This window comes from Pseudomonas sp. TNT2022 ID1044 (genome assembly GCF_028656895.1).
GTDB lineage: Bacteria > Pseudomonadota > Gammaproteobacteria > Pseudomonadales > Pseudomonadaceae > Aquipseudomonas > Aquipseudomonas reinekei.
Window position 1 is genome coordinate 206448 of sequence record NZ_JAMDHB010000022.1, and the last position, 20046, is coordinate 226493.

Annotated in this window: 23 protein-coding genes, 1 tRNA gene and 1 pseudogene; 10 read left to right on the forward strand and 15 right to left on the reverse strand. The window is 59.0% G+C overall.

Features of this window, described 5'->3' with window-relative positions; genetic code table 11:
- Window positions 1–5 precede the first annotated feature (5 nt).
- A pseudogene (locus tag M5G20_RS23255) lies at window positions 6–230 on the reverse strand (MFS transporter); the annotation flags it as partial.
- 315 nt (window positions 231–545) lie between these two features.
- Here M5G20_RS23255 and M5G20_RS23260 point away from each other — a divergent pair.
- Window positions 546–1460, forward strand: a complete 915-nt coding sequence (locus tag M5G20_RS23260; RefSeq protein WP_273921073.1) for a LysR family transcriptional regulator — start codon at window positions 546–548, stop codon at window positions 1458–1460.
- Window positions 1461–1555: 95 nt separating this feature from the next.
- Here M5G20_RS23260 and M5G20_RS23265 read toward each other — a convergent pair whose 3' ends face one another.
- From M5G20_RS23265 to M5G20_RS23275, 3 genes are read right to left on the reverse strand one after another with little or no spacing between them, the layout of a single operon-like run.
- Entirely contained in the window at window positions 1556–2098 is a 543-nt protein-coding gene (locus M5G20_RS23265; RefSeq protein ID WP_273921074.1) for a DUF2937 family protein, read from the reverse strand.
- A 13-nt stretch (window positions 2099–2111) separates the two neighbouring features.
- Entirely contained in the window at window positions 2112–2888 is a 777-nt protein-coding gene (locus M5G20_RS23270; RefSeq protein WP_075947469.1) for a class II glutamine amidotransferase, read from the reverse strand.
- 33 nt (window positions 2889–2921) lie between these two features.
- The gene (locus tag M5G20_RS23275; protein WP_273921075.1) at window positions 2922–3422 is read right to left on the reverse strand and encodes an MFS transporter; all 501 of its coding nucleotides are present in this window, start codon (window positions 3420–3422) and stop codon (window positions 2922–2924) included.
- Between the two features lie 153 nt (window positions 3423–3575).
- Here M5G20_RS23275 and M5G20_RS23280 point away from each other — a divergent pair, with 153 nt between their 5' ends.
- Both M5G20_RS23280 and M5G20_RS23285 read left to right on the forward strand, forming a co-directional pair.
- Window positions 3576–5630: a S9 family peptidase gene (locus M5G20_RS23280; RefSeq protein ID WP_273921077.1), complete on the forward strand. Its 2055-nt coding sequence runs from the start codon at window positions 3576–3578 to the stop codon at window positions 5628–5630.
- Between the two features lie 122 nt (window positions 5631–5752).
- Entirely contained in the window at window positions 5753–6226 is a 474-nt protein-coding gene (locus M5G20_RS23285; RefSeq protein ID WP_273921078.1) for a cyclic nucleotide-binding domain-containing protein, read from the forward strand.
- Here the strand turns inward: M5G20_RS23285 and M5G20_RS23290 are convergent.
- Entirely contained in the window at window positions 6223–6513 is a 291-nt protein-coding gene (locus tag M5G20_RS23290) for a hypothetical protein (RefSeq protein WP_273921079.1), read from the reverse strand. The genes M5G20_RS23285 and M5G20_RS23290 overlap by 4 nt on opposite strands.
- Before the next feature lie 96 nt (window positions 6514–6609).
- Here M5G20_RS23290 and M5G20_RS23295 point away from each other — a divergent pair, with 96 nt between their 5' ends.
- The 4 genes from M5G20_RS23295 to M5G20_RS23310 all read left to right on the forward strand — a co-directional run bounded on the left by M5G20_RS23295 (window position 6610) and on the right by M5G20_RS23310 (window position 8865).
- Complete coding sequence (locus tag M5G20_RS23295; protein WP_150704637.1) at window positions 6610–7296, forward strand: spermidine synthase; 687 nt, start codon at window positions 6610–6612, stop codon at window positions 7294–7296.
- A 49-nt stretch (window positions 7297–7345) separates the two neighbouring features.
- Window positions 7346–7717, forward strand: coding sequence for a YajD family HNH nuclease (locus tag M5G20_RS23300; RefSeq protein ID WP_007944009.1), 372 nt, complete (start codon window positions 7346–7348; stop codon window positions 7715–7717).
- 207 nt (window positions 7718–7924) lie between these two features.
- Window positions 7925–8395 (forward strand): RNA methyltransferase, encoded by a 471-nt coding sequence (locus tag M5G20_RS23305; protein ID WP_007911337.1) that lies wholly within the window; start codon window positions 7925–7927, stop codon window positions 8393–8395.
- Window positions 8396–8487: 92 nt separating this feature from the next.
- Window positions 8488–8865 carry a YgaP family membrane protein gene (locus M5G20_RS23310; protein WP_150732280.1) on the forward strand — a complete coding sequence of 126 codons (378 nt, stop codon included), beginning with the start codon at window positions 8488–8490 and terminating at the stop codon, window positions 8863–8865.
- Window positions 8866–9012: 147 nt separating this feature from the next.
- Here M5G20_RS23310 and M5G20_RS23315 read toward each other — a convergent pair whose 3' ends face one another.
- The gene (locus tag M5G20_RS23315) at window positions 9013–9462 is read right to left on the reverse strand and encodes a YcgN family cysteine cluster protein (protein ID WP_008015986.1); all 450 of its coding nucleotides are present in this window, start codon (window positions 9460–9462) and stop codon (window positions 9013–9015) included.
- Between the two features lie 165 nt (window positions 9463–9627).
- Here M5G20_RS23315 and M5G20_RS23320 point away from each other — a divergent pair, with 165 nt between their 5' ends.
- On the forward strand, window positions 9628–10221 hold the full coding sequence (locus M5G20_RS23320) for a nitroreductase family protein (RefSeq protein ID WP_273921080.1): 594 nt from the start codon (window positions 9628–9630) through the stop codon (window positions 10219–10221).
- A 90-nt stretch (window positions 10222–10311) separates the two neighbouring features.
- Here the strand turns inward: M5G20_RS23320 and M5G20_RS23325 are convergent, their stop codons facing one another.
- The 4 genes from M5G20_RS23325 to M5G20_RS23340 form a co-directional block, all read right to left on the reverse strand.
- Complete coding sequence (locus M5G20_RS23325) at window positions 10312–11244, reverse strand: D-2-hydroxyacid dehydrogenase (RefSeq protein ID WP_273921081.1); 933 nt, start codon at window positions 11242–11244, stop codon at window positions 10312–10314.
- Window positions 11245–11364: 120 nt separating this feature from the next.
- The gene (locus tag M5G20_RS23330; RefSeq protein ID WP_075947480.1) at window positions 11365–11658 is read right to left on the reverse strand and encodes a YcgL domain-containing protein; all 294 of its coding nucleotides are present in this window, start codon (window positions 11656–11658) and stop codon (window positions 11365–11367) included.
- Entirely contained in the window at window positions 11655–12788 is a 1134-nt protein-coding gene (gene rnd, locus M5G20_RS23335) for a ribonuclease D (protein WP_273921082.1), read from the reverse strand. The genes M5G20_RS23330 and rnd overlap by 4 nt, the downstream gene beginning before the upstream one ends.
- A gap of 176 nt (window positions 12789–12964) precedes the next feature.
- Window positions 12965–14614: a phosphoethanolamine transferase gene (locus M5G20_RS23340; RefSeq protein WP_273921083.1), complete on the reverse strand. Its 1650-nt coding sequence runs from the start codon at window positions 14612–14614 to the stop codon at window positions 12965–12967.
- 320 nt (window positions 14615–14934) lie between these two features.
- Here M5G20_RS23340 and M5G20_RS23345 point away from each other — a divergent pair, with 320 nt between their 5' ends.
- On the forward strand, window positions 14935–16119 hold the full coding sequence (locus tag M5G20_RS23345; RefSeq protein WP_273921084.1) for a cyanate transporter: 1185 nt from the start codon (window positions 14935–14937) through the stop codon (window positions 16117–16119).
- Window positions 16120–16222: 103 nt separating this feature from the next.
- Window positions 16223–17155: a LysR family transcriptional regulator gene (locus M5G20_RS23350; protein WP_273921085.1), complete on the forward strand. Its 933-nt coding sequence runs from the start codon at window positions 16223–16225 to the stop codon at window positions 17153–17155.
- Window positions 17156–17158: 3 nt separating this feature from the next.
- Here M5G20_RS23350 and M5G20_RS23355 read toward each other — a convergent pair whose 3' ends face one another.
- From M5G20_RS23355 to purC, 5 genes are all read right to left on the reverse strand, one after another.
- Entirely contained in the window at window positions 17159–17524 is a 366-nt protein-coding gene (locus M5G20_RS23355; RefSeq protein ID WP_273921086.1) for a 5-carboxymethyl-2-hydroxymuconate Delta-isomerase, read from the reverse strand.
- A 60-nt stretch (window positions 17525–17584) separates the two neighbouring features.
- Window positions 17585–18508 carry a LysR substrate-binding domain-containing protein gene (locus tag M5G20_RS23360; protein ID WP_273921087.1) on the reverse strand — a complete coding sequence of 308 codons (924 nt, stop codon included), beginning with the start codon at window positions 18506–18508 and terminating at the stop codon, window positions 17585–17587.
- A gap of 146 nt (window positions 18509–18654) precedes the next feature.
- Window positions 18655–18846, reverse strand: a complete 192-nt coding sequence (locus M5G20_RS23365) for a YegP family protein (RefSeq protein ID WP_150732268.1) — start codon at window positions 18844–18846, stop codon at window positions 18655–18657.
- A 308-nt stretch (window positions 18847–19154) separates the two neighbouring features.
- Window positions 19155–19244 (reverse strand) — tRNA-Ser (locus M5G20_RS23370).
- 83 nt (window positions 19245–19327) lie between these two features.
- Window positions 19328–20041, reverse strand: a complete 714-nt coding sequence (gene purC, locus M5G20_RS23375) for a phosphoribosylaminoimidazolesuccinocarboxamide synthase (RefSeq protein ID WP_046816763.1) — start codon at window positions 20039–20041, stop codon at window positions 19328–19330.
- Window positions 20042–20046: the final 5 nt, after the last annotated feature.

Genomic DNA, 20046 nt, shown 5'->3' on the forward strand with positions numbered 1-20046 from the left:
ATCAGTTACTGGGCGTCGAGTTGTTTGCCACGGGTTTCCGGCAGGCTCAACGCCGCCAGAATCACCACGCCGTAGGACACCGCCGCGAAGGCACCGATGCCCACACTCAGTGGCACAGTCTGGCTCAGCAGGCCGATCAGCAGCGGGAACAACGCCGCCAGCGCCCGGCCGATGTTGTAGCAGAAGCCCTGGCCGGAACCGCGAATGCGTGTAGGGAACAACTCGGTCAGGGTCGGCACCACGAAGCTGAGCATCTGGGTGTCCATGCCGTCCAGGCCATAACCGATCTTGCAGCTCCAGAAGGTGCGACGCTCCTGCTGATTGATGTTGCGATACCAGTCGAAAGGTCCCGGGCGGGCCGGGGCTTTCGGGATGGCGGTAGTGTCGGGCGCACTCATGGCAAATCTCCGCGCTGATTTTATTGGTATTGTTCTGAGCCCCTACGACGCCTATCGTGGGAACCGGATGGCGCAGATTTTTGTGCGCCCATCCCTGCGGCGTCCAACTAATAAAAACCCGTCTTAGGCATAAGAAATCTTTATCCCATGAACCTGAAGTTCCTCGAGACCTTTGTCTGGGTCGCCCGACTCAAGAGTTTTCGCCTGACCGCCGACAAGCTCTTCACCACCCAGGCGTCGATTTCCAGCCGCATCGCCGTGCTGGAAAGCGAGCTGGGGGTGAAGCTGTTTCTGCGTGACTCACGCGGCGTGAGCCTGACGCCCGAAGGCTTGAAAGTGCTCGATTACGCCGAGCAGATGATGGACACCATGCAGGCGCTCAAGCAGTCGATCGAGACCCGTTCGAGCAAGGCCGGGCGCATACGCATCGGTGTGATGGACACGGTCATCCACACCTGGCTCAGCCCGTTGGTGGCGCAGATGACCGATCACTACCCGCTGGTGGAAATCGAGCTGGTGGCCGATACCTCGCTGAACCTCTGCGATCAGCTGCAAAAGGGCTTTCTCGATGTCATCCTGCAAACCGACCTGCTACGCCAGGAAAGCGTGCGCAGCCTCGAACTGGCGAGCCATCCGATGGGCTGGATCGTGGCCAGCAACGCCCTCTACAACCGCGCGTATTCGGGCATCGCCGACCTGGCGAACGAACGGATCATCACCTATTCGAAAAACTCCCACCCGCATCAGGAAGTGCTCGCCTTGATGCAGGCCAATGGCGTGGCAGCACCGCGACTGAACTGCGTGAATTCGGTGTCGGCGATTACCCGGTTGTTGCGTGACGGTTTTGGGATTGGCGCGTTGCCGCCGGTGCTGGTGGCCGAGGAACTGGCGCGCGGGGAATTGACCTTGCTCGACATCGAGCAACGGCCACCGGATTTGCAGGTGGTGGTGTCGTGGCGCGTGGGCGTGGAGTGGGTCGAAGAGATTGTGGCGTTGTGTCAGCAGGTGCTGGAGGAATATGCGTTGAAGGTGGGCGAACACTACATCACCCTGAATCGCTGAAGCCCCTGTAGGAGCTGGCTTGCCAGCGATGGCGTCCTGTCTGCCCCACCGCATCGCCCCGGATCGCTGGCAAGCCAGCTCCTACAGGTTGATTTTTACAGCCCGCGCAAATCCCGCTCTTCAATCGGCCGGCTCTGGCGCAGGCGCTTGCCGCCCAGCACCACCCAGTCGATCAGCCGGAACAGGCACTCAATCCCGAACGACAGCAGCAACGCGCCGCTCATGCCCCAAATCATCGCCTCCGGGGTCAGCAGGATCTGGTAGCTGTAGCCATTCCAGGTTTCCTTGCGGATGTCCGGGTCGGCCGCCAGCACCACTTGCAGGAACCGGATGTACCACGGGCCTTGCATCGCCTGGAACTGTTTATCCAGCGCGACCTGACGGGTCAGCAGGTTGCTCAGGCTGTCGGCATCGCTGCGAAAGATCGGGTCTTCACTGGCGCGATAATGCGCCACCAGGGCCTGCATATCGCCCTTGAAAAACTGATTGGCGGTGTTCTGGAATCCACTCAAGCCGGTCTGCGCTTCAATCAGGTGCGCTTCGACCCGCTTGGCGTAATCGCTGATGAACCCCGGCACCTGGACACCGATCAACAGTCCCGCCGCGAACAACACCAGCCGTAGATAACTGAGCAACATGGGCAGTAGATCCTTATGAGGTCTGGCCCTGACTGACGCATTCACCGCGTCGCCACAGGCTCCATTGACCCGGTTCGTAACGGGTCCAGGTTTCATTTTCGGTCAACGGTTCGGTGGCGATCACTGTCACCACGTCGTTGGGTGTGGTTTCAGCCTGAAAGTCGACGATCACATCGACATCCTTCAAGCGGGCCGGGCCGAACGGCGCACGACGGGTGATCTGCGCCAGCTTGGTCGAGCAATAGCAGAACAGCCAGTCGCCATCGCTGAGCAGGCAGTTGAACACGCCTTTGCTACGGTATTCGGCGCAAGCGGCCACCAGATCCGGCAGCAGTTCTTCGACCTCGACCGGCTCGGGAAACGCCGCACGCACGCGGTTGAGCAAATCGCAAAACGCCGCTTCGCTGTCGGTATCGCCCACGGGACGATAGAAACTGGCCGTCGGCTGAAAGTCCGCCAACTGCCCGTTATGGGCGAAACACCAGTTGCGGCCCCACAGTTCACGGACGAACGGGTGGGTGTTGGACAGGCAGACCTTGCCGACGTTGGCCTGGCGGATATGCCCGATCACCACTTCGCTCTTGATCGGGTAGCGCTGCACCAGATTGGCCACTTCCGACTCACAACTCGCCGCCGGGTCCTGGAACAGGCGCAAACCGCGACCTTCGTAGAAGGCGATACCCCAGCCGTCACGGTGCGGACCGGTACGCCCGCCACGCTGCATCAGCCCGGTAAAGCTGAACACGATGTCGGTCGGGACATTGGCGCTCATGCCCAATAACTCACACATGCTCGGACTCTCGCTCAATGGCAGGGGGCATGGTTAAAGACGAGGTTCGACCCGCATACGCTGGGGATTGCTCGGTACCGGCGGACGGCCGTAGCGATCATCGCCGGCACCACCAAAAGGATGATCCTCTGCCTCCGTATCGTCGGCACGGGCAGCGGCCTTGGCGGCGGCGGCCTGTTCCTTGCGGGCGTTGGCGGCGCGTTCGAGGGGGAAGCGGATGGCCACGAAAACCAGGTAAATGCCGAACGCGATCATGCCGTACATGAACAGATCGGAAATGGCCCGCCAGGCGTTGTTGCCGACCTTGAACAGCAGGTCCAGGGCAGTAATGGCAATGGCCGGGGCGACCTTTTCCTTGACCGGGTCAATGATCGTCGGGCTGAACAGCAGCACCGCCACCAGCACCCGCAGCGGTTCACGCAGCCAGCGCCACATCCAGCGGGTAATGCGCATCCACACCAACAGGCAGCCCAAAGCGGCAAAGGCGTAGAGGCCCCAAGCGATCAGATAGTCGTTCTCGGTCATGGTGTCCATGGCAAGGCAAGCAAAGAGGCGCTTATGATAACGGCTTTTCGCCCATCAGGCTGCACCAATGCCTGCCGGCACTCCCACAGAGTCTCTGCTGGCTTCAAGACTGGCCTGTTTTCTACGAAACCCTATATTCCGTAAATTGTTCGAGAGCCCTCCATGTCCATATCCGCCAACATTTGCGACGCCCCGATCGCCCACAAGGCCGAAGGCTCCGACCCGTATGCCTGGCTGCAGGAGCGCGACACCGAGGCCGTGCTCGACTACCTCAAGGCTGAAAACAGCTACCAGCAAGCGCAAACCGCCGATCAGGCCGCGCTGCGTGAAACCCTGTTCGAGGAAATCAAGGGCCGGATTCTCGAAACCGACCTGTCCCTGCCCTCGCCCTGGGGGCCGTACTTGTATTACACGCGCACCATGGCAGGCGATGAATACGCCCGCCATTACCGCTGCCCGCGTCCGGCCGACGACAGCCTGACCCTCGACGAAAGCCGGGAACAACTGCTGCTGGACCCGAACGTGCTGGCCAACGGTGGCTTCTTTTCCCTCGGGGCGTTCAGCATCAGCCCGGACCACCAGCGCCTGGCCTACAGCATTGACTCCACGGGCGATGAGATTTACACGCTGTTCGTGAAGGAACTGTCCGACGGACGTGTCAGCGAACTGGAGTTCCAGGACTGCGACGGCAGCATGACCTGGGCCAACGACAGCCTGACGCTGTTCTTTGGCGAGCTGGACGACACCCACCGCCCGCACAAGCTGTATCGCTATCGCCTGGACGGCACGGCGGCCGAAGAAGTGTTCCACGAGCCGGACGGCCGCTTCTTCATGCATTGCTACCGCGCAAGCTCCGAGCAACAACTGCTGCTGTCCGTGGGCAGCAAGACCACCAGCGAAGTCTGGGTGCTCGACGCCAACCAGCCGCAACAAGCCTTTTCCTGTATCGCGCCCAGGGTCGAAGACCACGAGTACGACGTCGACCACGGCGCACTCGACGGCCAATGGACCTGGTTCATCCGCACCAACCGCGACGGCATCAACTTCGCCCTGTACACCGCTGTCGATACCGGCGTGGCGCCGATCGAGGCGCAATGGAAAATTCTGATCCCGCACAGCGACACGGTGATGATCGACGGCATGAGTCTGAACGCCGGCGCCATGACCCTGAGCCTGCGTGAAGGTGGGCTGCCGATCATCGAAGTTCACCCACAGGATTTGCCGAGCTACCGCGTGCAACTGCCGGACGCGGCGTACAGCCTGCATGTGCAGAACACGCTGGAGTTCGCCAGTGAGCGGATTCGCCTGCGCTATGAAGCGCTGAACCGTCCGGCACAGATCCGCCAATTGCAACTGAGCAACGGCGAACAGCAAGTGCTCAAGCAAACCCCGGTGCTCGGTCCGTTCGATGCCGACGCCTACGTCAGCCAGCGCCTGTGGGCCACCGCGCCCGACAGCACGCAGGTACCGATCAGCCTGGTGATCAAGCGCGAAGCCCTCGGCAAACCTGTGCCACTGTATCTGTACGGCTACGGCGCCTATGGCGAAAGCCTCGACCCGTGGTTCTCCCACGCGCGCCTGAGCCTGCTCGATCGCGGCATGGCGTTCGCGATTGCCCACGTTCGCGGTGGCGGCGAGTTGGGTGAGGCCTGGTATCGCGCCGGCAAACAGGAACACAAGCAAAACACTTTCAGCGACTTTATTGCCTGCGCCGAGCACCTGATTGCGAACGGCTTCACCAGCGCGCCACAACTGGCGATCAGCGGTGGCAGCGCAGGCGGCCTGTTGATCGGCGCGGTGCTCAACCAGCGCCCGGAGCTGTTCGGTGCGGCGATTGCCGAAGTGCCGTTCGTCGACGTGCTCAACACCATGCTCGACCCGGACCTGCCGCTGACCGTCACCGAATACGACGAGTGGGGCAACCCGCAGGAGCCAGACGTCTACGAGCGGCTCAAGGCCTACGCCCCCTACGAAAACGTCAAGGCGCAAGCCTATCCGGCCATGCTGGTCATTGCCGGCTACAACGACAGTCGCGTGCAGTATTGGGAAGCGGCCAAGTGGGTGGCGAAATTGCGCACTGCCAAAACCGACACCCATCCCCTGCTGCTCAAGACCGAACTCGGCGCCGGGCATGGCGGGATGAGCGGCCGGTATCAGGGATTGCGTGACGTAGCGCTCGAATATGCATTTTTGTTCAAGGTTTTGGGCGTTGCCTGAGGAACTTGGCCCGATGAACCGGTCTCAAGACCAGTACACCGGACCCGATACAACGAAGATCCCTGTGGGATTGGGGATACTCAAAAAGCCGCCATCAGACACAACAAAAAAGACCGCACGACATGTCAGAACCAACCTTCCTGAACAACGAAATCCGCGACTGGCTGATGGACTGCGGCCTGTTCGACCAGCTGCTGCCAGCGGACTTTGCCGCAGCTTCGGGCTACTTCAGCATCAGCACCATTGCCCAGGGCGAAGAGATTTTCCACGAGGGTGATGCCGGCAGTTTCATGTGCATCATCCACACCGGCCAGGTGGCCGTGCAGAAGACCACCAGTGACGGCCAGCAGGTGACCATTGCCACCTTGCGCAGTGGTCGCTCGTTCGGCGAAATGGCCGTGCTCGATGGTGAACGGCGTTCGGCCAGTTGCGTGGCGGCGAGCAACTGCCAGTTGCTCAACCTGGGCAAGGACTCACTGGAAAAAATGCTCAACGACGCACCGAAAATCGCCGCCAAGATCATCCGCGCCCTCGCCGTCGCGCTTTCCAGACGCCTGCGCATGGCTGACGGGCAATTGCTTACGCAGCAGGTCTAACCACCGGGCGATTTGGCTTTCGGCGGGTCAGGTTCAACACCCGGTAACGGCTGGTCCTTGGTGGGCGGGCTCGGTCTTTCAATGGGCACCAACGGCGGGCCGCCGCTGCCGGGACCGACCTTGGGCAAGGGTGCCGGGCTGATTTGCGGATACGGCGTAGGCGTCGCGGTCCCCGGTGAACCAGGCATGGGTGCGGGGCTGACGGGAAGGGATTGCAGCTGTTGGGCCTGCACTGCAGTAATCGAGAGCGCGGCCATGGCAATGACCGTTAGAATGGTGCGCTTCATCAATGGCTCCGTTGGCCTTGTGGTCTGTTGCAGGCTACTCCCAACTGCGTCGATTTGCCTTCCCCCTGTGCTGCCATTTTTCCTCAAGTGAGCCCCATGAAACGTTTCGTTCTACTCGATACCGCCCCCATTCCCGAAAACGGCGGCGCCTTGTGCCTGTTCGAGTATGGCGAGGATTTCGTCATCAAGATCCAGGGCGGCGACGGCGGGCAGTTGATGAACACGCGCATGCACGGCTCCGAAGATGCCCTGGCCGAGATCCCCTGCCGCAAGGTCGCCGGTCGTCCGAATTCTCGGGTGTTGATTGGTGGCCTGGGCATGGGTTTCACCCTCGCCTCGGCACTCAAGCACCTGGGCAAGACCGCCGAAGTGGTGGTCGCCGAACTGGTGCCGGGCGTGGTGGAATGGAACCGTGGGCCCTTGGGTGAAAAAGCCGGAAACCCGCTGCAGGACCCGCGCACGGTCATCCGCATGGAGGACGTGGCCAAGGTGTTGCAAGCCGAGCCACAGGGCTTCGACGCGATCATGCTCGACGTCGACAACGGCCCCGAAGGCCTGACCCAACGAGCCAATAGCTGGCTCTACTCCGCCGGCGGCCTCAGCGCCTGCGCCAAGGCCCTGCGGCCCAAAGGCGTGCTGGCGGTCTGGTCGGCCAGCGCAGACCGGCAGTTTTCCGACAAACTGAAAAAAGCCGGGTTCAAGGCCGAAGAAGTGCAGGTCTTCGCCCACGGCAACAAGGGCACCCGCCACACCATCTGGATTGCCGAGAAGCTCAAGGGCTGAGCTAAACTGGCTGCATAACCGTCATTAGTCTTTCTACAAAGGTGAACCCATGAGTTCGTCCACCCCAACCAACACGTCGAAGCTCGATCGCATCCTCGCCGACAATCAGCGCGACAAGGAAATGGGCTACCGCGACAAAGCCCTGAAAATGTACCCGCACGTGTGCGGCCGCTGCGCCCGTGAATTCTCCGGCAAGCGCCTGAGCGAACTGACCGTGCACCACCGCGACCACAACCACGACAACAACCCGCAGGACGGCTCTAACTGGGAGTTGTTGTGCCTGTACTGCCACGATAACGAGCACTCGCGTTATACCGACCAGCAGTACTTCGGCGAAGGCTCGCTGAGCACGCCGAAAATTGCCAAGGCGACGCATAACCCGTTTGCCGCGCTGGCCGGCCTGATGAAGAAAGAAGACTGAAATTCTTTCGAGCCTGAACTGGCCTCATCGCGGGCAAGCCCGCTCCCGCAGGTTATCGGGTGTACACAAATTTTGTGAACGACGGAAATCTCTGTGGGAGCGGGCTTGCCCGCGATAGCAATAGCCCGGACACATAGATCGCCAACCTGAGCACCCCTGCCCCAATCCCCGTATAATCGCGCTTTTTTCCCCAAAGGCTCCTCGCTCGTGGCAGACAAACGGTACAGCTGCATTGGTTTGTATAACCCCAAATCACCGGAGAACGTCGGTTCGGTGATGCGCGCCGCTGGCTGTTATGGCGTGGCGTCGGTGTTCTACACCGGCAAGCGGTATGAACGCGCCGCCGATTTCGTCACCGATACCAAGCGCGTCCACTACGACATCCCGCTGATCGGCATCGACGACCTGAAGAAAATCCTGCCACTGAACTGCGTTCCGGTCGCCGTGGAACTGGTCGAAGGCGCCCGCCCGCTGCCCGAGTACACCCACCCGGACCGCGCGCTGTACATCTTCGGCCCGGAAGACGGCTCGCTGGATAAAGAAATTCGCGACTGGTGCGAAGACGTGGTCTACATCCCGACCACCGGCTGCATGAATCTGGCCGCCACGGTCAACGTCGTGCTCTATGACCGCATGGCCAAGGGCCTCAATACCCGCTCGGGACCAAAATTCCGCTGAGTTGCCGCACATCCGATGGAACAAGCGACATGCCCGCGCAGTCAGCTTTACTATCGATCACTGAAGCAGCCCTTCCTGCCTAGAGACAGATCATGAGCGAACTCAAACGTGTAGAGCGCATCGAATCCACCCCGTTCCAGACTCCGTCCGATCATAACGTTCAGGGTTGGGAACGCCTTGGTTCACTGGCCGGTGGCGTGGTGATGGTGGGCAAGGGTCTGCGTCGCGGCGGCTTCTTTGGCCTGATCCAGGTGGCCATCGGCGGCGTAGCCCTGGCCCGCGGCATCACCGGCCACAGCTCGGCGAAAAGCCTGCTGGAAAAAAGCCGTCAGGACATGAATAACGTCCGGGCGAAGATTCAGCGTGCCGGCGAGGAGTTGCAGACGCTGAAGGCTAATGCCGAAGCGGCGACCAAAACCGCCACCGTGACCGGGAATGACTCTTTGAAGTCGCCAAAAACCGGCGTCTGACCTGCAAGGCTCGACGCGCTTGAAAGCCCCGTCGCCCTGGCCACCTGCGCCGGATTAACCTGCTTCCCGCGCAGCGTCGTGACCTTCTGCCCAGACTTGGCCCACAGCCATACTCACGCCTTGATAAAACCGTCGACTCCGGGGCGCTTAACCCGCGCGGAAAATCAGGTGATCTTCCCAATCATCTTCCGGCACGCTGCCTTCGGCGAGCATGCGCCCGGACTGGGAAATACGCTCGTGGTGCACCGCGTCGCGATCACCACAGACCAGGTGATGCCAGAGTGGCAGATCCTTGCCTTCACTGACCAGGCGATAACCGCAGGTAGGTGGCAGCCACTTGAACTCGTCAGCCTTGCCCGGCGTCAGCTGGATGCAATCGGGTACCGAGTCGCGACGGTTCGGGTAATCGGTGCACTGACAGGTTTTCAAGTCCAGCAGTTTGCAGGCGATGCGCGTGTAATAGACGCTGTTGTCGTCCTCGTCTTCAAGCTTTTGCAGGCAGCACAGGCCACAACCGTCGCACAGCGATTCCCATTCCTCTTGATCGAGTTGATCGAGGGTCTTGCGTATCCAGAACGGTTCTACTTTGGCGGCCATGGTTCGAGCGTCAACATCAGGTGGTGAAAAGGCCGCCAGTCTAGTGCCCGCAGCCCCGCGGGCCAAGCATTGGCGACTGTCGGTAGAACGCGCTTGTCAGCTATTGCGCCGCCAAGTAGGGTTTTGCGTCGCCAATCACCTTCATACGCAGCAAGGAATCTCTTGATGAGTGCAAACCCACGCGTTGCCGAATACGCCATTCACCCTCAGTTCACCGATCGCTGGTCGCCCCGCGCCTTTACCGGCGAAGCCATCCCTGAAGAAACCCTGCTGAGCTTCTTCGAAGCGGCCCGCTGGGCACCGTCGGCATACAACTCGCAGCCTTGGCGCTTTCTTTATGCGCGCCGCGACACGCCTAACTGGGAACGCTACCTGGGCCTGTTGAACGAGTTCAACCGTAGCTGGGCGCAACACGCCTCGGCATTGGTGATCGTGATCTCTAAAACCACTTTCGCCGTACCGGGTGCGAGCGAAGAAACCCCGGCGCTGTGGCACACCTTCGACACCGGTTCGGCCTGGGGCCACCTGGCGCTGCAAGCGAGCCTCAGCGGCTGGCACACCCACGGCATGGCCGGTTTCGATCAGGAACTGACCCGCAAGGAGCTGAACATTCCTGAAGGCTACGCCCTGCACGCGGCTGTCGCGGTAGGCAAGCTGGGCGACAAGGCCACACTGGCGGAGTACCTGCAGGCCCGCGAAGAGCCGAGCCCGCGTCGTCCATTGAGCGAGTTGGCGGCTGAAGGCGACTTCACCCTTTAAAAGCAAAAGATCGCAGCCGTCGGCAACGCCTGCTGGTGTGAACCCCCCTTCAGGAACTGCCGCAGGCTGCGATCTTTTTTCAGTCCTGACTCAATACCCGCGATTGAAATCCACTTCCCCGCGCAACGCCTCACCCGCCTGATACGCCCGCAGGTTCTCGACAAACAGTTTGACCATCAACGACGGCGACGTCGGTGCCGAACTGTGGCCCGTCAACAACAAGCCCCAGGCAGTCCAGAACGGATGGCGCTGCGGCAGAGGCTCCTGACGGCAGACGTCAATCACCGCCCCCGCAAGATGGCCTTCCTTCAACGCTTCCACCAAATCTGCATCGACCACCGCCACGCCACGCCCGACGTTGATGAACAAGCCAGTCGACTTGAACTGCTTGAACAGAGCGGCATCGTAGATATCGTGGGTGTTCGGAGTATTTGGCAGCAGATTGATCACGTAATCCACCTCGCCGACCAGGCGTGGCAAATCCGCCATTGCGCCGACTTCGATAAAAGGCGCCTGCTCCCGGGCACTGCTGGCGATGCCGTACAGTTCAACACCAAACGGCACGAGGAACTGCGCAACGGTCTGGCCGATGTCACCGGTGCCGACGATCAGCACCTTGCGCCCCGCCAGGCTCTGGCAATGGCGACTGTCCCACTTGCGTTCAACCTGGCTGACCAACCGCGCCAGCACTTCGCGCTCATGCCCCAGCATGTAGGTGAGCACGTACTCAGCCATGACCTGGCCAAAAATCCCCACTGCGCGGGTCAGGCGATAGTGCCGTGGCAGGCCGTCGACCAGCAGCGGCGTAATGCCTGCCCATGTCGATTGCAGCCATTGCGGCTGGTGTCCCTGTCGCAGCAACGTCGCCAGCAAATCGGGCTGGCCGAGCCAGATCGGGCAATCGGCTGCCTGGCGGGCCAGTTCGGCGGAGTCGCCACTGGTCAGTACTTCCAGATCAGGCGCGGCCTCCCGCAACAATCGGGCGTACACCGGGTGGTCGTGTTCAGCAATCAGAACGCGCATGCATCAAACCTTTCGAAAACAGTGCAGACGGTCGCCGACAGAGCTTCGCTCCGTCCTCGCGACCATCGCCAAAATCATTCCAGTGTTTCATCAAGACTCTGAACAGAGCCTGTCTGCCGATTACATAGGGTCGTTGCGTCGCAATAACTCTTCGGGCAAATGTTCGATGTACTCGTCCTCGGCGGGCGGCATTTGCAGGTGATACCCCTGCGTGTCGAGGTTTTCCAGCACCACCGTGATGTCCTCGCGCGACAGCTTGCGCTCCGGGCTCAACACCAGGTCGAAGGCGTGGATGGCTTTGCCGAATGCCGCCATCAGCGTTTCAGGTACGCGCTCCAGGGCATCGCTCTTGAGCACATAGAGGTACATTTCATTGCGTTTGGTGCTGCGGTAAATGGAGCAAATACGTTTCAAGGCTGTTCTCCGGCGGTGGCCAGGCTGTCGAGCAGCGCCTGGCCCATCAATTCGCGGCGCCAGCCACGCAGCGAATCAGGCAATTGGTAAGGACCATTGGGGAAGCCGCTTTTGAGCAGCGCTTCCAGGGTTTTCTTGCGCAGCATCAGTTCCGGCGCAATGTTCAGACGCTCCGCCTCGGCCTGGCCGATGGCTTTCATTTGTTTGAGCAATGCAGCGGCGTCCACTGGCAACGGCTCCGCCACGGCTGGCGGCCATTGATCTGGCGACACACTGCCAGAGCGCTTGATCAGATCAAGCAGAAACTCGCCGTCCTGACGCACGGTACGCGGATGCATGTCTTCGATTTTCGCCAGCGCGCCAAGGTTGTCCGGCTGCGTGCGCGCCAGTGGCCATAGCGAATGCTCGCGGACGATGCGATTACGCGGCAAATCACGGGCACGGGCTTCTTTTTCACGCCAGGCGCAGAGTTCACGCAGCACCGCGAGCTGAGCGCGGGAGAGCTTCCAGGCCAGTTTGGCGTCGCGATAGACCTCGTACGGGTCGATCTCGCGGCGCAGATTAGCCACCAGTTCGGCGCCGTCTTCCAGGACCCAGGCATATTTGTCGTCGGAAAGTTTCGGACGCAGCTGTACGAAAACTTCCGCCAGATGCACGGCATCTTCGGCGGCGTAGCTGATCTGGGTCTCGGAAAGCGGGCGTTGCAGCCAGTCGGAACGGGTCTCGCCCTTGGGCAGATCGATGCCGAGCACTTCCTGCACCAGACGCGAGTAACCCATCGAGAAACCAAGGTTCAGGTAAGCGGCGGCCAGCTGCGTATCGAACAGCGGCGCCGGCAGGCTGCCGGTCAGGCGCAGCAAGACTTCGAGGTCTTCACTGCAGGCATGCAGGACTTTGACCACGGCTGTGTTTTCCAGCAACGCGGCCAGGGGCTGCCAGTTGTCGATGGTCAGTGGATCAATCAGGTAAGCGCGTTCGCCATCGCCGATCTGCAGCAAACCTGCGATCGGATAAAAGGTGTCGACCCGCATGAATTCGGTGTCGAGAGCAACGAATGGCAACTTTTGCCACTCGGCACAACATTGACCGAGGCTATCGTTGTCGCGAATCCAGTGAATATCGATGGCCACACGGCTCTCCCTTGAAGAATGGCCCGCAGTATATATCGCCCCCGGCGATTTCCGCGCATCCACTGAACAAGAGCTTTAGCGAAAACACCCGACGCTCACTAAGAATAGCCCGCAAGTCCCCACACAAGCGGCCTTACAGGGCATGTAAGCAAACTCGACCAAAAGAGATGCAGCCCTCACTTTTCGGCCAACACGCCATCGATCACCGCTGATCGGCATCCGGCAAACATATCCAGATCCTGGTTGTAGACCTTGCTGTTGACCTCCAGCAACCCCAGCATCGAATGGAACAGGTTGTCCTGGCTCAGGGGTTTTTCACGGCTCAGTTGCAGGCAATGGGTGTCTACGGAGAACGACTTTTGATAACTGTCGGAGAACCAGGCCAGCATCGCCACGTGCTTCTGTTGTTCCGGCGCCAGCATGTACGGTGTGCCGTGGAGGAACAGGTTGTACTCGCCCAGGGATTCGCCATGGTCCGACAGGTAAAGCATCGCGGTATCGACCTTGTCCTGATTGCTGCGCAGTAAATCAATCAGGGTCGACAGCACGTGGTCGGTGTAGACCAGGGTGTTGTCGTAGCCGTTGACGATACTTTCTCGGCTGCAATTGTTCAGCGCATTACTTTCACACACCGGGGTAAAGCGTTCGTACTCTTTCGGGTAGCGCTTGAAATACTCCGGACCGTGACTGCCCATTTGGTGCAACACCAATACCGTGTCTTTATCCAGGTTATCGATGAAGTGCTGCAGACCTTGCAGCAGAATCTCGTCGCGGCATTCACTGTTGGCGCACAGCGCCGGGTCTTTCAGTTTGCTGACATCATCGAGCGTGACCCGATCACATGTGCCTTTGCAGCCGGACTGGTTGTCGCGCCAGATCACGTCGAGACCGGCGCGCTTGAGCACGTCCAACAGACCCTCTTCGTTCTTCGCCTTGCTGGCGCTGTAATCCTTGCGGCCCATGTTGGAAAACATGCACGGCACCGATACAGCGGTTTCAGTGCCACATGAATGCACATCGGTAAACGCGATCAGGCCGGCTTCTTTATCCAGCATTGGGGTCGTGTCGCGGTCATAACCGAGGATGCCGAAGTTTTCGGCCCGGGCACTTTCACCCACCACCAATACCGTCAGGGATTTTCGACCGTGGGTTTGCCAGGCCGGATTGCGCCGCGCGTCTTCACCGACAGCGATAAAGGGCTGGCGGGCCGACGCGACTTGTTCACGAAAATAACCAAACGAAGCTCCAATGTAGTTGCTTGGCACCACCATCAGACGCAACTCGTGGTGATTACGGAATAGGGACGACAAGCCTTGATAGTTCATCAGTGCAACGCTACCGATTACCGCCGCCGACGCCAAACACACCAACACTTTACTCAATAGCTCACGATGCCAGCGTCGATAATTAACTGGGGTCTTCCACAACAACCACGAAGGTAATATGCCGAGCAACACGATATAAAAAAACAACTTCAAAGACAGTAAGTCACGAACTTCCGTGGCGTTGGTTTCGGCGAAGTTGCGGAACATTCCGGCATCGATCAATACGCCATACTGGCTCATGAAATACGCGACACCCGCGCTGACCATGAACAACAGCGTCAAGACCGGCTTCATCACTGGCCGGAACGCCAGCAAGGTCAGCACAATATTGAAGGCGGCGAAGATCATCGCCCCGAATGCCAGACGCATGAGGATGCCCGCTGTGTCAGTCGCGGTGATTTCAAAAAGATGTTTCCATAGAACCAGGTTAAAGCCGGTTATTAGAAAAGCGCTGGCAATCACTGTCACCCACTCGGGGCGAACGGCTTTAATCTTAAACATGATGATCGGCTGTTCCTGAAAAGAAATGCCTGCTGTAAATGTGAAAATTTCATTTACTGTGACGACACTAATTCTGGGTAGTCGACCATCAATTTTTTGTGAAAAAGAAGCCAACGATTAGTTGGCCTTTCTGCCCGAAATCGAATTTCCAAATTATTTGAGAATGGTTCAACTCTGGTTCAGTGACTGTTCAATGCAACCCACAAGTTTTTTGGGGCGTCGCAACAGTATTTGATTTCCAGATACCTCTACCGACTTTCTGATTTGCCGCCCTGCGCGCGCGAGCGCCTAATCGGCTCCTCGCTCCTCAAGGTCCGATTATGGAAACCGTTCGCACAACCACTCGCCCCGCCTACCTGTTGATGCTCAGCATCATTCTCGTCGCCCTGAATCTGCGCCCTTCAATGGCTGCCGTCGGACCATTGCTATCGGCTATTCGCCTCGACATCCCGCTGAGTTTCAGCCTGGCGTCACTGCTAACAATGTTGCCGGTGATGGCGATGGGATTGGCGATGTTCTTCGGACTTGCTATCAGCCAGCGCCTTGGCGAACACCGCACGGTGGTGCTTTCGCTGCTGATTGTCGGGATTGCCACGCTATCGCGGTTATTCCTCGATTCGGCGGCAGAGCTGATCCTCAGCGCGGTGCTGGCAGGAATCGGTATCGCACTGATCCAGGCATTGATGCCGGCGCTGATCAAATCCCGTTTCAGCGACAACGTTGCCCTGTGCATGGGCCTCTATGTCACCTCGATCATGGCCGGCGCCGCCATCGCTGCCTCTTTCGCGCCAGTGGTAACGGCCCACACCGGCAGTTGGCGAGTGGGCCTGGCGATCTGGGCGACACTGGCGGTGATCGCATTGCTGTTGTGGTGCATCCAGCGTGCAGTGATGCCGGCTCAGCCTACAAAGCCTTCAGCGAACGAACGCTTCTTTAACAATTCCCGCGCCTGGTTGCTCGCCATCTTCTTTGGCCTGGGCACGGCGTCCTACACCTGCGTCTTGGCCTGGCTGGCGCCGTATTACGTGGAAAAAGGCTGGAGCGAACAGAACGCCGGATTGCTGCTGGGTTTTCTGACCGCCATGGAAGTGATATCGGGCTTGCTGACACCGGCCATTGCCAATCGCAGCCGCGATCGGCGCTGGGTATTGGGGGCACTGCTGGTGCTGATCATGGCCGGTTTTTGCGGGCTGATACTCTGCCCGAATCAGCTAAGCCTGCTGTGGCCGAGTCTGCTGGGTCTGGGGATTGGCGGCTTGTTTCCAATGAGCCTGATCGTGGCACTGGATCATCTCGATGAGCCACGCCGTGCAGGAAGCCTTACCGCTTTCGTGCAAGGCATCGGTTACCTGATCGCCGGCCTCTCGCCACTGATTGCCGGAGTGATCCGTGATCAGCTCGGCAGCTTCGAATGGGCCTGGTGGTCACTGACGGGCGTCATGCTGCTGATGCTGCTGATGGTCTTGCGCTTCGATCCCCGGCACTACGCCCGACATATTCACTGAGCGCTGAATGCTCAGTGACTTTCTCCAGCAGTCTCCATTCCGTTAGGATCTTTCACACAAGATTGTGCATGATCAGCGCAATGGGTACCGCGGGACGGAATGGATGCTGAACAGCAATTTACTTAGAAAACTGGATATGCAGGACCTCATGGTGTTTGTCGCCGTGTATGAACAGAACAGCGTCACCGGTGTGTCCGAGGCACTGAGCGTCAGCCAGTCCACCGTAAGTTACTGCCTGAAAAAGCTGCGTACCGGCTTCGAGGACGAACTCTTCATCAACACCCGCGCCGGCATGCGCCCCACGCTCAAAGCCGGCACCATGTACCCCCATATGCTGAATATCCTCGAAAGCATCAACCTGTGTCACACCGCAGCCTCCACCTTCGATCCGACCTTGCAGCCGGCGACCTTCAACATTTGCGCACCCGAATACTTCGAGCAATTGGTCCTGCCGCGCTTGTTGAAGAGCTTTGCTTTTGACCGGTTGCCGGTCATGGTCAATATGCACAAACTGGAAACAGACATCCCGGCTGACGCATTGCGTGACGGCAGCCTTGACCTGGTGATAGGTTTCGGGCCGAACTTCCATCGAAGCCACGGCGACCTCAACGCGCAAACGCTGCTGGAAGATGATCTCGTCTGCGTCTTCGATAAACGCGCCACCCCGCCGGAGCCGCGTTTGAGCCTGCAAAGCTTCATCGAGCGCCAGCATGTGTTCCCGACACCGTGGACATCCAGCAGCAATATGATCGACGGCTGGCTGGCCAAGCAGGCCCGGCAACGGCAGGTTATTGCCCGGGCCAACAGCTACAGCGCGGCACTGAAGACAATCACCGGCACAGACTTTCTCCTGACCCTGCCCCGACGCATCCAGCAGTTGCTGGCCAACGAGGCCGTGTTCAATCACTGTGAAGCCCCCATTGGCCTGCCAGGTTTCAGCCTCGACATGCAGTGGAGTCAAAATGTCGATCAGGACAGCGCCAATACCTGGTTGCGCGAGCAGGTGCTCAAGGCTTGTGTCGAGCCGGAAAGCTGAAACTCAGACGCCGATGACAGCCTTGGCGTATGGCTCACGATCGATATCGAGGATCTCCACGCACAACTGGACTTCAACGCCTGCCGGCCATTCACACAACTCCTTCACCACCGTCAGCAGGCTTTCCGACAATTGCTGCTTGATCTGCGGCGAGCGACCGCTCAACACCGCCAGCTTCACATGCACGAAACCCCGCTCAGCCATCGCCGTCCCGATCTTGAACGTTTCAACTTTCACCGCGCGGCTCTTGATGTCGAACTCGGCACCGAACTGCCCGGAACCCACCAGCGTGTTGTTCAGCCGCATCAACGCCACATCGGCGTTCAGATCAGTCAGGTTCGCGGTGTATTCCAAGTGCAGATGAGGCATGGCGTAACTCCTGTAGGTGGGTGGAAAGTTCGTACATATAACACAGCGCTACCCGGGTCATTACGGCAATGACATCAGATTGCGCTCCCCCATGAACGCTTCAATTCGTGAGCGCAACCAACGCTCCGCAGGATCGCTGTCGGCATGGCTGAGCCAAACCATCGATAGCTCAAGGGTCGGGGTATTGAAGGGAAATGGTTCTTTGAACAGCTGACCGGAAGCCGCCATGGCTTCGGCGGTGTAGTCAGGCAGGCTGGCAATCAGATCTGTCCCGGCAAGCAATGCCGGCAGCGAACTGTACTGCGGCACCGAGAGCACCACCTGACGCGAACGACCAATCTGCGCCAACCACTCATCAGCGAAACCACTGACGTTGGCGATGTGGGACACCAGCACATGCGGGCGCGAGCAATACTCATCGAGGGTCAACGGCGTATCGGACGCATCGGCCCGCAACACACTGGGGTGGATGTGCCGCAGCAATTTGCGCTTGGCATTGGCCGGTAGCCCACGTGTCTGACTGATACCGACCGTTATATCGCCAGACGCCAGCAAATCGGGAATCCGCCAGTAATCGACGTTCTGCACCACGAATACCACTTTCGGCGCTTCCTGGCGCAGCGCGCGCAGCAGGGGTGGCAGCAGCCCGTACTCGACATCGTCCGACATGCCGATGCGAAAAGTCATGGCGCTGTTGCTCGGGTCGAAATCGTGGGTCAGGCTCAATGCCACCGACAACGAGTCCAGTGCCGGCGACAAGTAGCGAAAGATCTCTTCGGCCCGTGCGGTCGGCTCCATGCGATGGCCGACGCGAATGAACAGCGGATCGTCGAACATCGTACGCAAACGGTTGAGCGCCGAGCTGATGGTCGGCTGACCGAGAAACAGCTTGTTCGCCACCTTCGTGACATTGCGCTCAAGCATCAATGCTTCAAACACCACCATCAGGTTGATGTCGGCCTTGCGTAGTTCGTTGCGATTCATCCATTGCCCCGCGCCCAAAAACTGTCGACAGTTTAGGGAGATGTCCCAATCGGCGTCTATGCAACACGAGCGAATAGCCGCAACACTCTGCAAATTAACTGCCCGACTGGAACAAAGTGGCTGACTGATCGGTTTAACCGACTGGCTTAGATCTCCTTGACCGGAGTCACGTCGCACGTGCCCTTGATCAAACTGATCGCATGCACGCAATCGGCCTTGTTGACGTACGCCTCGCCGCTGGCAATCGTTTCATGATTCCCCGCCCGCAAACGCCACCTCCACTGGCCTTTCCCAGTCAGGATCGAGCCGCGGGTTTGCCTGTAAATCTCAAAATACATTGTTCGCTCCTTGCGATGACTGATTACAACAGGTCGCTGACCCGTGAATGCCAGAGTAGATGAGGTTTTTTGGTAGCGAAGCGTCGGGGTGTCAGAGAATATTTCGGGAGAAAACCTTGAACCGCGGGGGCGACCAATGGATTAAGGGGTCGGTAAATTCAGCGACAGGGGTCGGTAATTTTTCTTGAAAATCGGCATATTTTTCTTACATCGGGATGCTGCTCTGTCCGACACTCATCCATCGATAGAAAAACCGCACAAACAAAAAAGCCCCGTAACTTTTCAGCTACGGGGCTTTTTCTATGTAATGGCGGAGAGATAGGGATTCGAACCCTAGGTACCGGTGAAGGTACAACGGATTTCGAATCCGTCCCATTCGGCCACTCTGGCATCTCTCCAACGGCGCGCATCATAACAACACTTTTGCCGGAAGCGAACCCCCTGAGCGAAATATTTCTGTGCTATCAGATGCTTGCGTCGGTTAAAGCGGTACGCCCAGACGATTGGCGACTTCTTCGTAGGCTTCGATGACGTCACCGAGGCCCTGACGGAAGCGGTCCTTGTCCATTTTTTTCTTGGTGGCCTTGTCCCACAGACGGCAGCCGTCCGGGCTGAATTCGTCACCCAGGACGATGGAGCCGTCATGGAATACGCCGAATTCCAGTTTGAAGTCGACCAGCAGCAGGCCGGCGTCGTCAAACAGCTTGCTCAGGACTTCGTTGACCTTGAGCGACAGTTCTTTCATGCGAGCCAGTTGCTCGGCGGTGCCCCAACCAAAAGCCACAACGTGGGATTCGTTGATGAACGGGTCGCCCTTGGCGTCGTCTTTGAGGAACAGTTCGAAGGTGTATGGGTTGAGCTTCATGCCCTCTTCAACACCCAGACGCTTGACCAGGCTGCCGGCGGCGTAGTTACGCACGACGCATTCAACCGGGATCATGTCCAGCTTCTTCACCAGGCACTCATTGTCGCCCAGCAACTTGTCGAACTGTGTCGGTACGCCGGCAGCTTCGAGTTTCTGCATGATGAAGGCGTTGAACTTGTTGTTCACCATGCCTTTGCGGTCGAGCTGCTCGATGCGCTTGCCGTCGAACGCCGAAGTGTCGTTGCGAAACAGCAGGATCAAGCGGTTAGCGTCGTCGGTCTTGTAAACCGACTTGGCTTTGCCGCGGTAGAGTTCTTCACGTTTTTCCATGATGG

Coding starts and splice junctions, on each gene's coding strand:
- M5G20_RS23295 (WP_150704637.1), top strand. CDS start 6,610: ATGAAACGTTTCGTTCTACTCGATACCGCCCCCATTCCCGAAAACGGC.
- M5G20_RS23310 (WP_150732280.1), top strand. CDS start 8,488: ATGAGCGAACTCAAACGTGTAGAGCGCATCGAATCCACCCCGTTCCAG.
- M5G20_RS23350 (WP_273921085.1), top strand. CDS start 16,223: ATGCTGAACAGCAATTTACTTAGAAAACTGGATATGCAGGACCTCATG.
- M5G20_RS23260 (WP_273921073.1), top strand. CDS start 546: ATGAACCTGAAGTTCCTCGAGACCTTTGTCTGGGTCGCCCGACTCAAG.
- M5G20_RS23365 (WP_150732268.1), bottom strand. CDS start 18,846: ATGTATTTTGAGATTTACAGGCAAACCCGCGGCTCGATCCTGACTGGG.
- purC (WP_046816763.1), bottom strand. CDS start 20,041: ATGGAAAAACGTGAAGAACTCTACCGCGGCAAAGCCAAGTCGGTTTAC.
- M5G20_RS23345 (WP_273921084.1), top strand. CDS start 14,935: ATGGAAACCGTTCGCACAACCACTCGCCCCGCCTACCTGTTGATGCTC.
- M5G20_RS23320 (WP_273921080.1), top strand. CDS start 9,628: ATGAGTGCAAACCCACGCGTTGCCGAATACGCCATTCACCCTCAGTTC.
- M5G20_RS23280 (WP_273921077.1), top strand. CDS start 3,576: ATGTCCATATCCGCCAACATTTGCGACGCCCCGATCGCCCACAAGGCC.
- M5G20_RS23325 (WP_273921081.1), bottom strand. CDS start 11,244: ATGCGCGTTCTGATTGCTGAACACGACCACCCGGTGTACGCCCGATTG.
- M5G20_RS23340 (WP_273921083.1), bottom strand. CDS start 14,614: ATGTTTAAGATTAAAGCCGTTCGCCCCGAGTGGGTGACAGTGATTGCC.
- M5G20_RS23300 (WP_007944009.1), top strand. CDS start 7,346: ATGAGTTCGTCCACCCCAACCAACACGTCGAAGCTCGATCGCATCCTC.
- M5G20_RS23315 (WP_008015986.1), bottom strand. CDS start 9,462: ATGGCCGCCAAAGTAGAACCGTTCTGGATACGCAAGACCCTCGATCAA.
- M5G20_RS23275 (WP_273921075.1), bottom strand. CDS start 3,422: ATGGACACCATGACCGAGAACGACTATCTGATCGCTTGGGGCCTCTAC.
- M5G20_RS23360 (WP_273921087.1), bottom strand. CDS start 18,508: ATGAATCGCAACGAACTACGCAAGGCCGACATCAACCTGATGGTGGTG.
- M5G20_RS23290 (WP_273921079.1), bottom strand. CDS start 6,513: ATGAAGCGCACCATTCTAACGGTCATTGCCATGGCCGCGCTCTCGATT.
- M5G20_RS23270 (WP_075947469.1), bottom strand. CDS start 2,888: ATGTGTGAGTTATTGGGCATGAGCGCCAATGTCCCGACCGACATCGTG.
- M5G20_RS23265 (WP_273921074.1), bottom strand. CDS start 2,098: ATGTTGCTCAGTTATCTACGGCTGGTGTTGTTCGCGGCGGGACTGTTG.
- M5G20_RS23355 (WP_273921086.1), bottom strand. CDS start 17,524: ATGCCTCATCTGCACTTGGAATACACCGCGAACCTGACTGATCTGAAC.
- M5G20_RS23285 (WP_273921078.1), top strand. CDS start 5,753: ATGTCAGAACCAACCTTCCTGAACAACGAAATCCGCGACTGGCTGATG.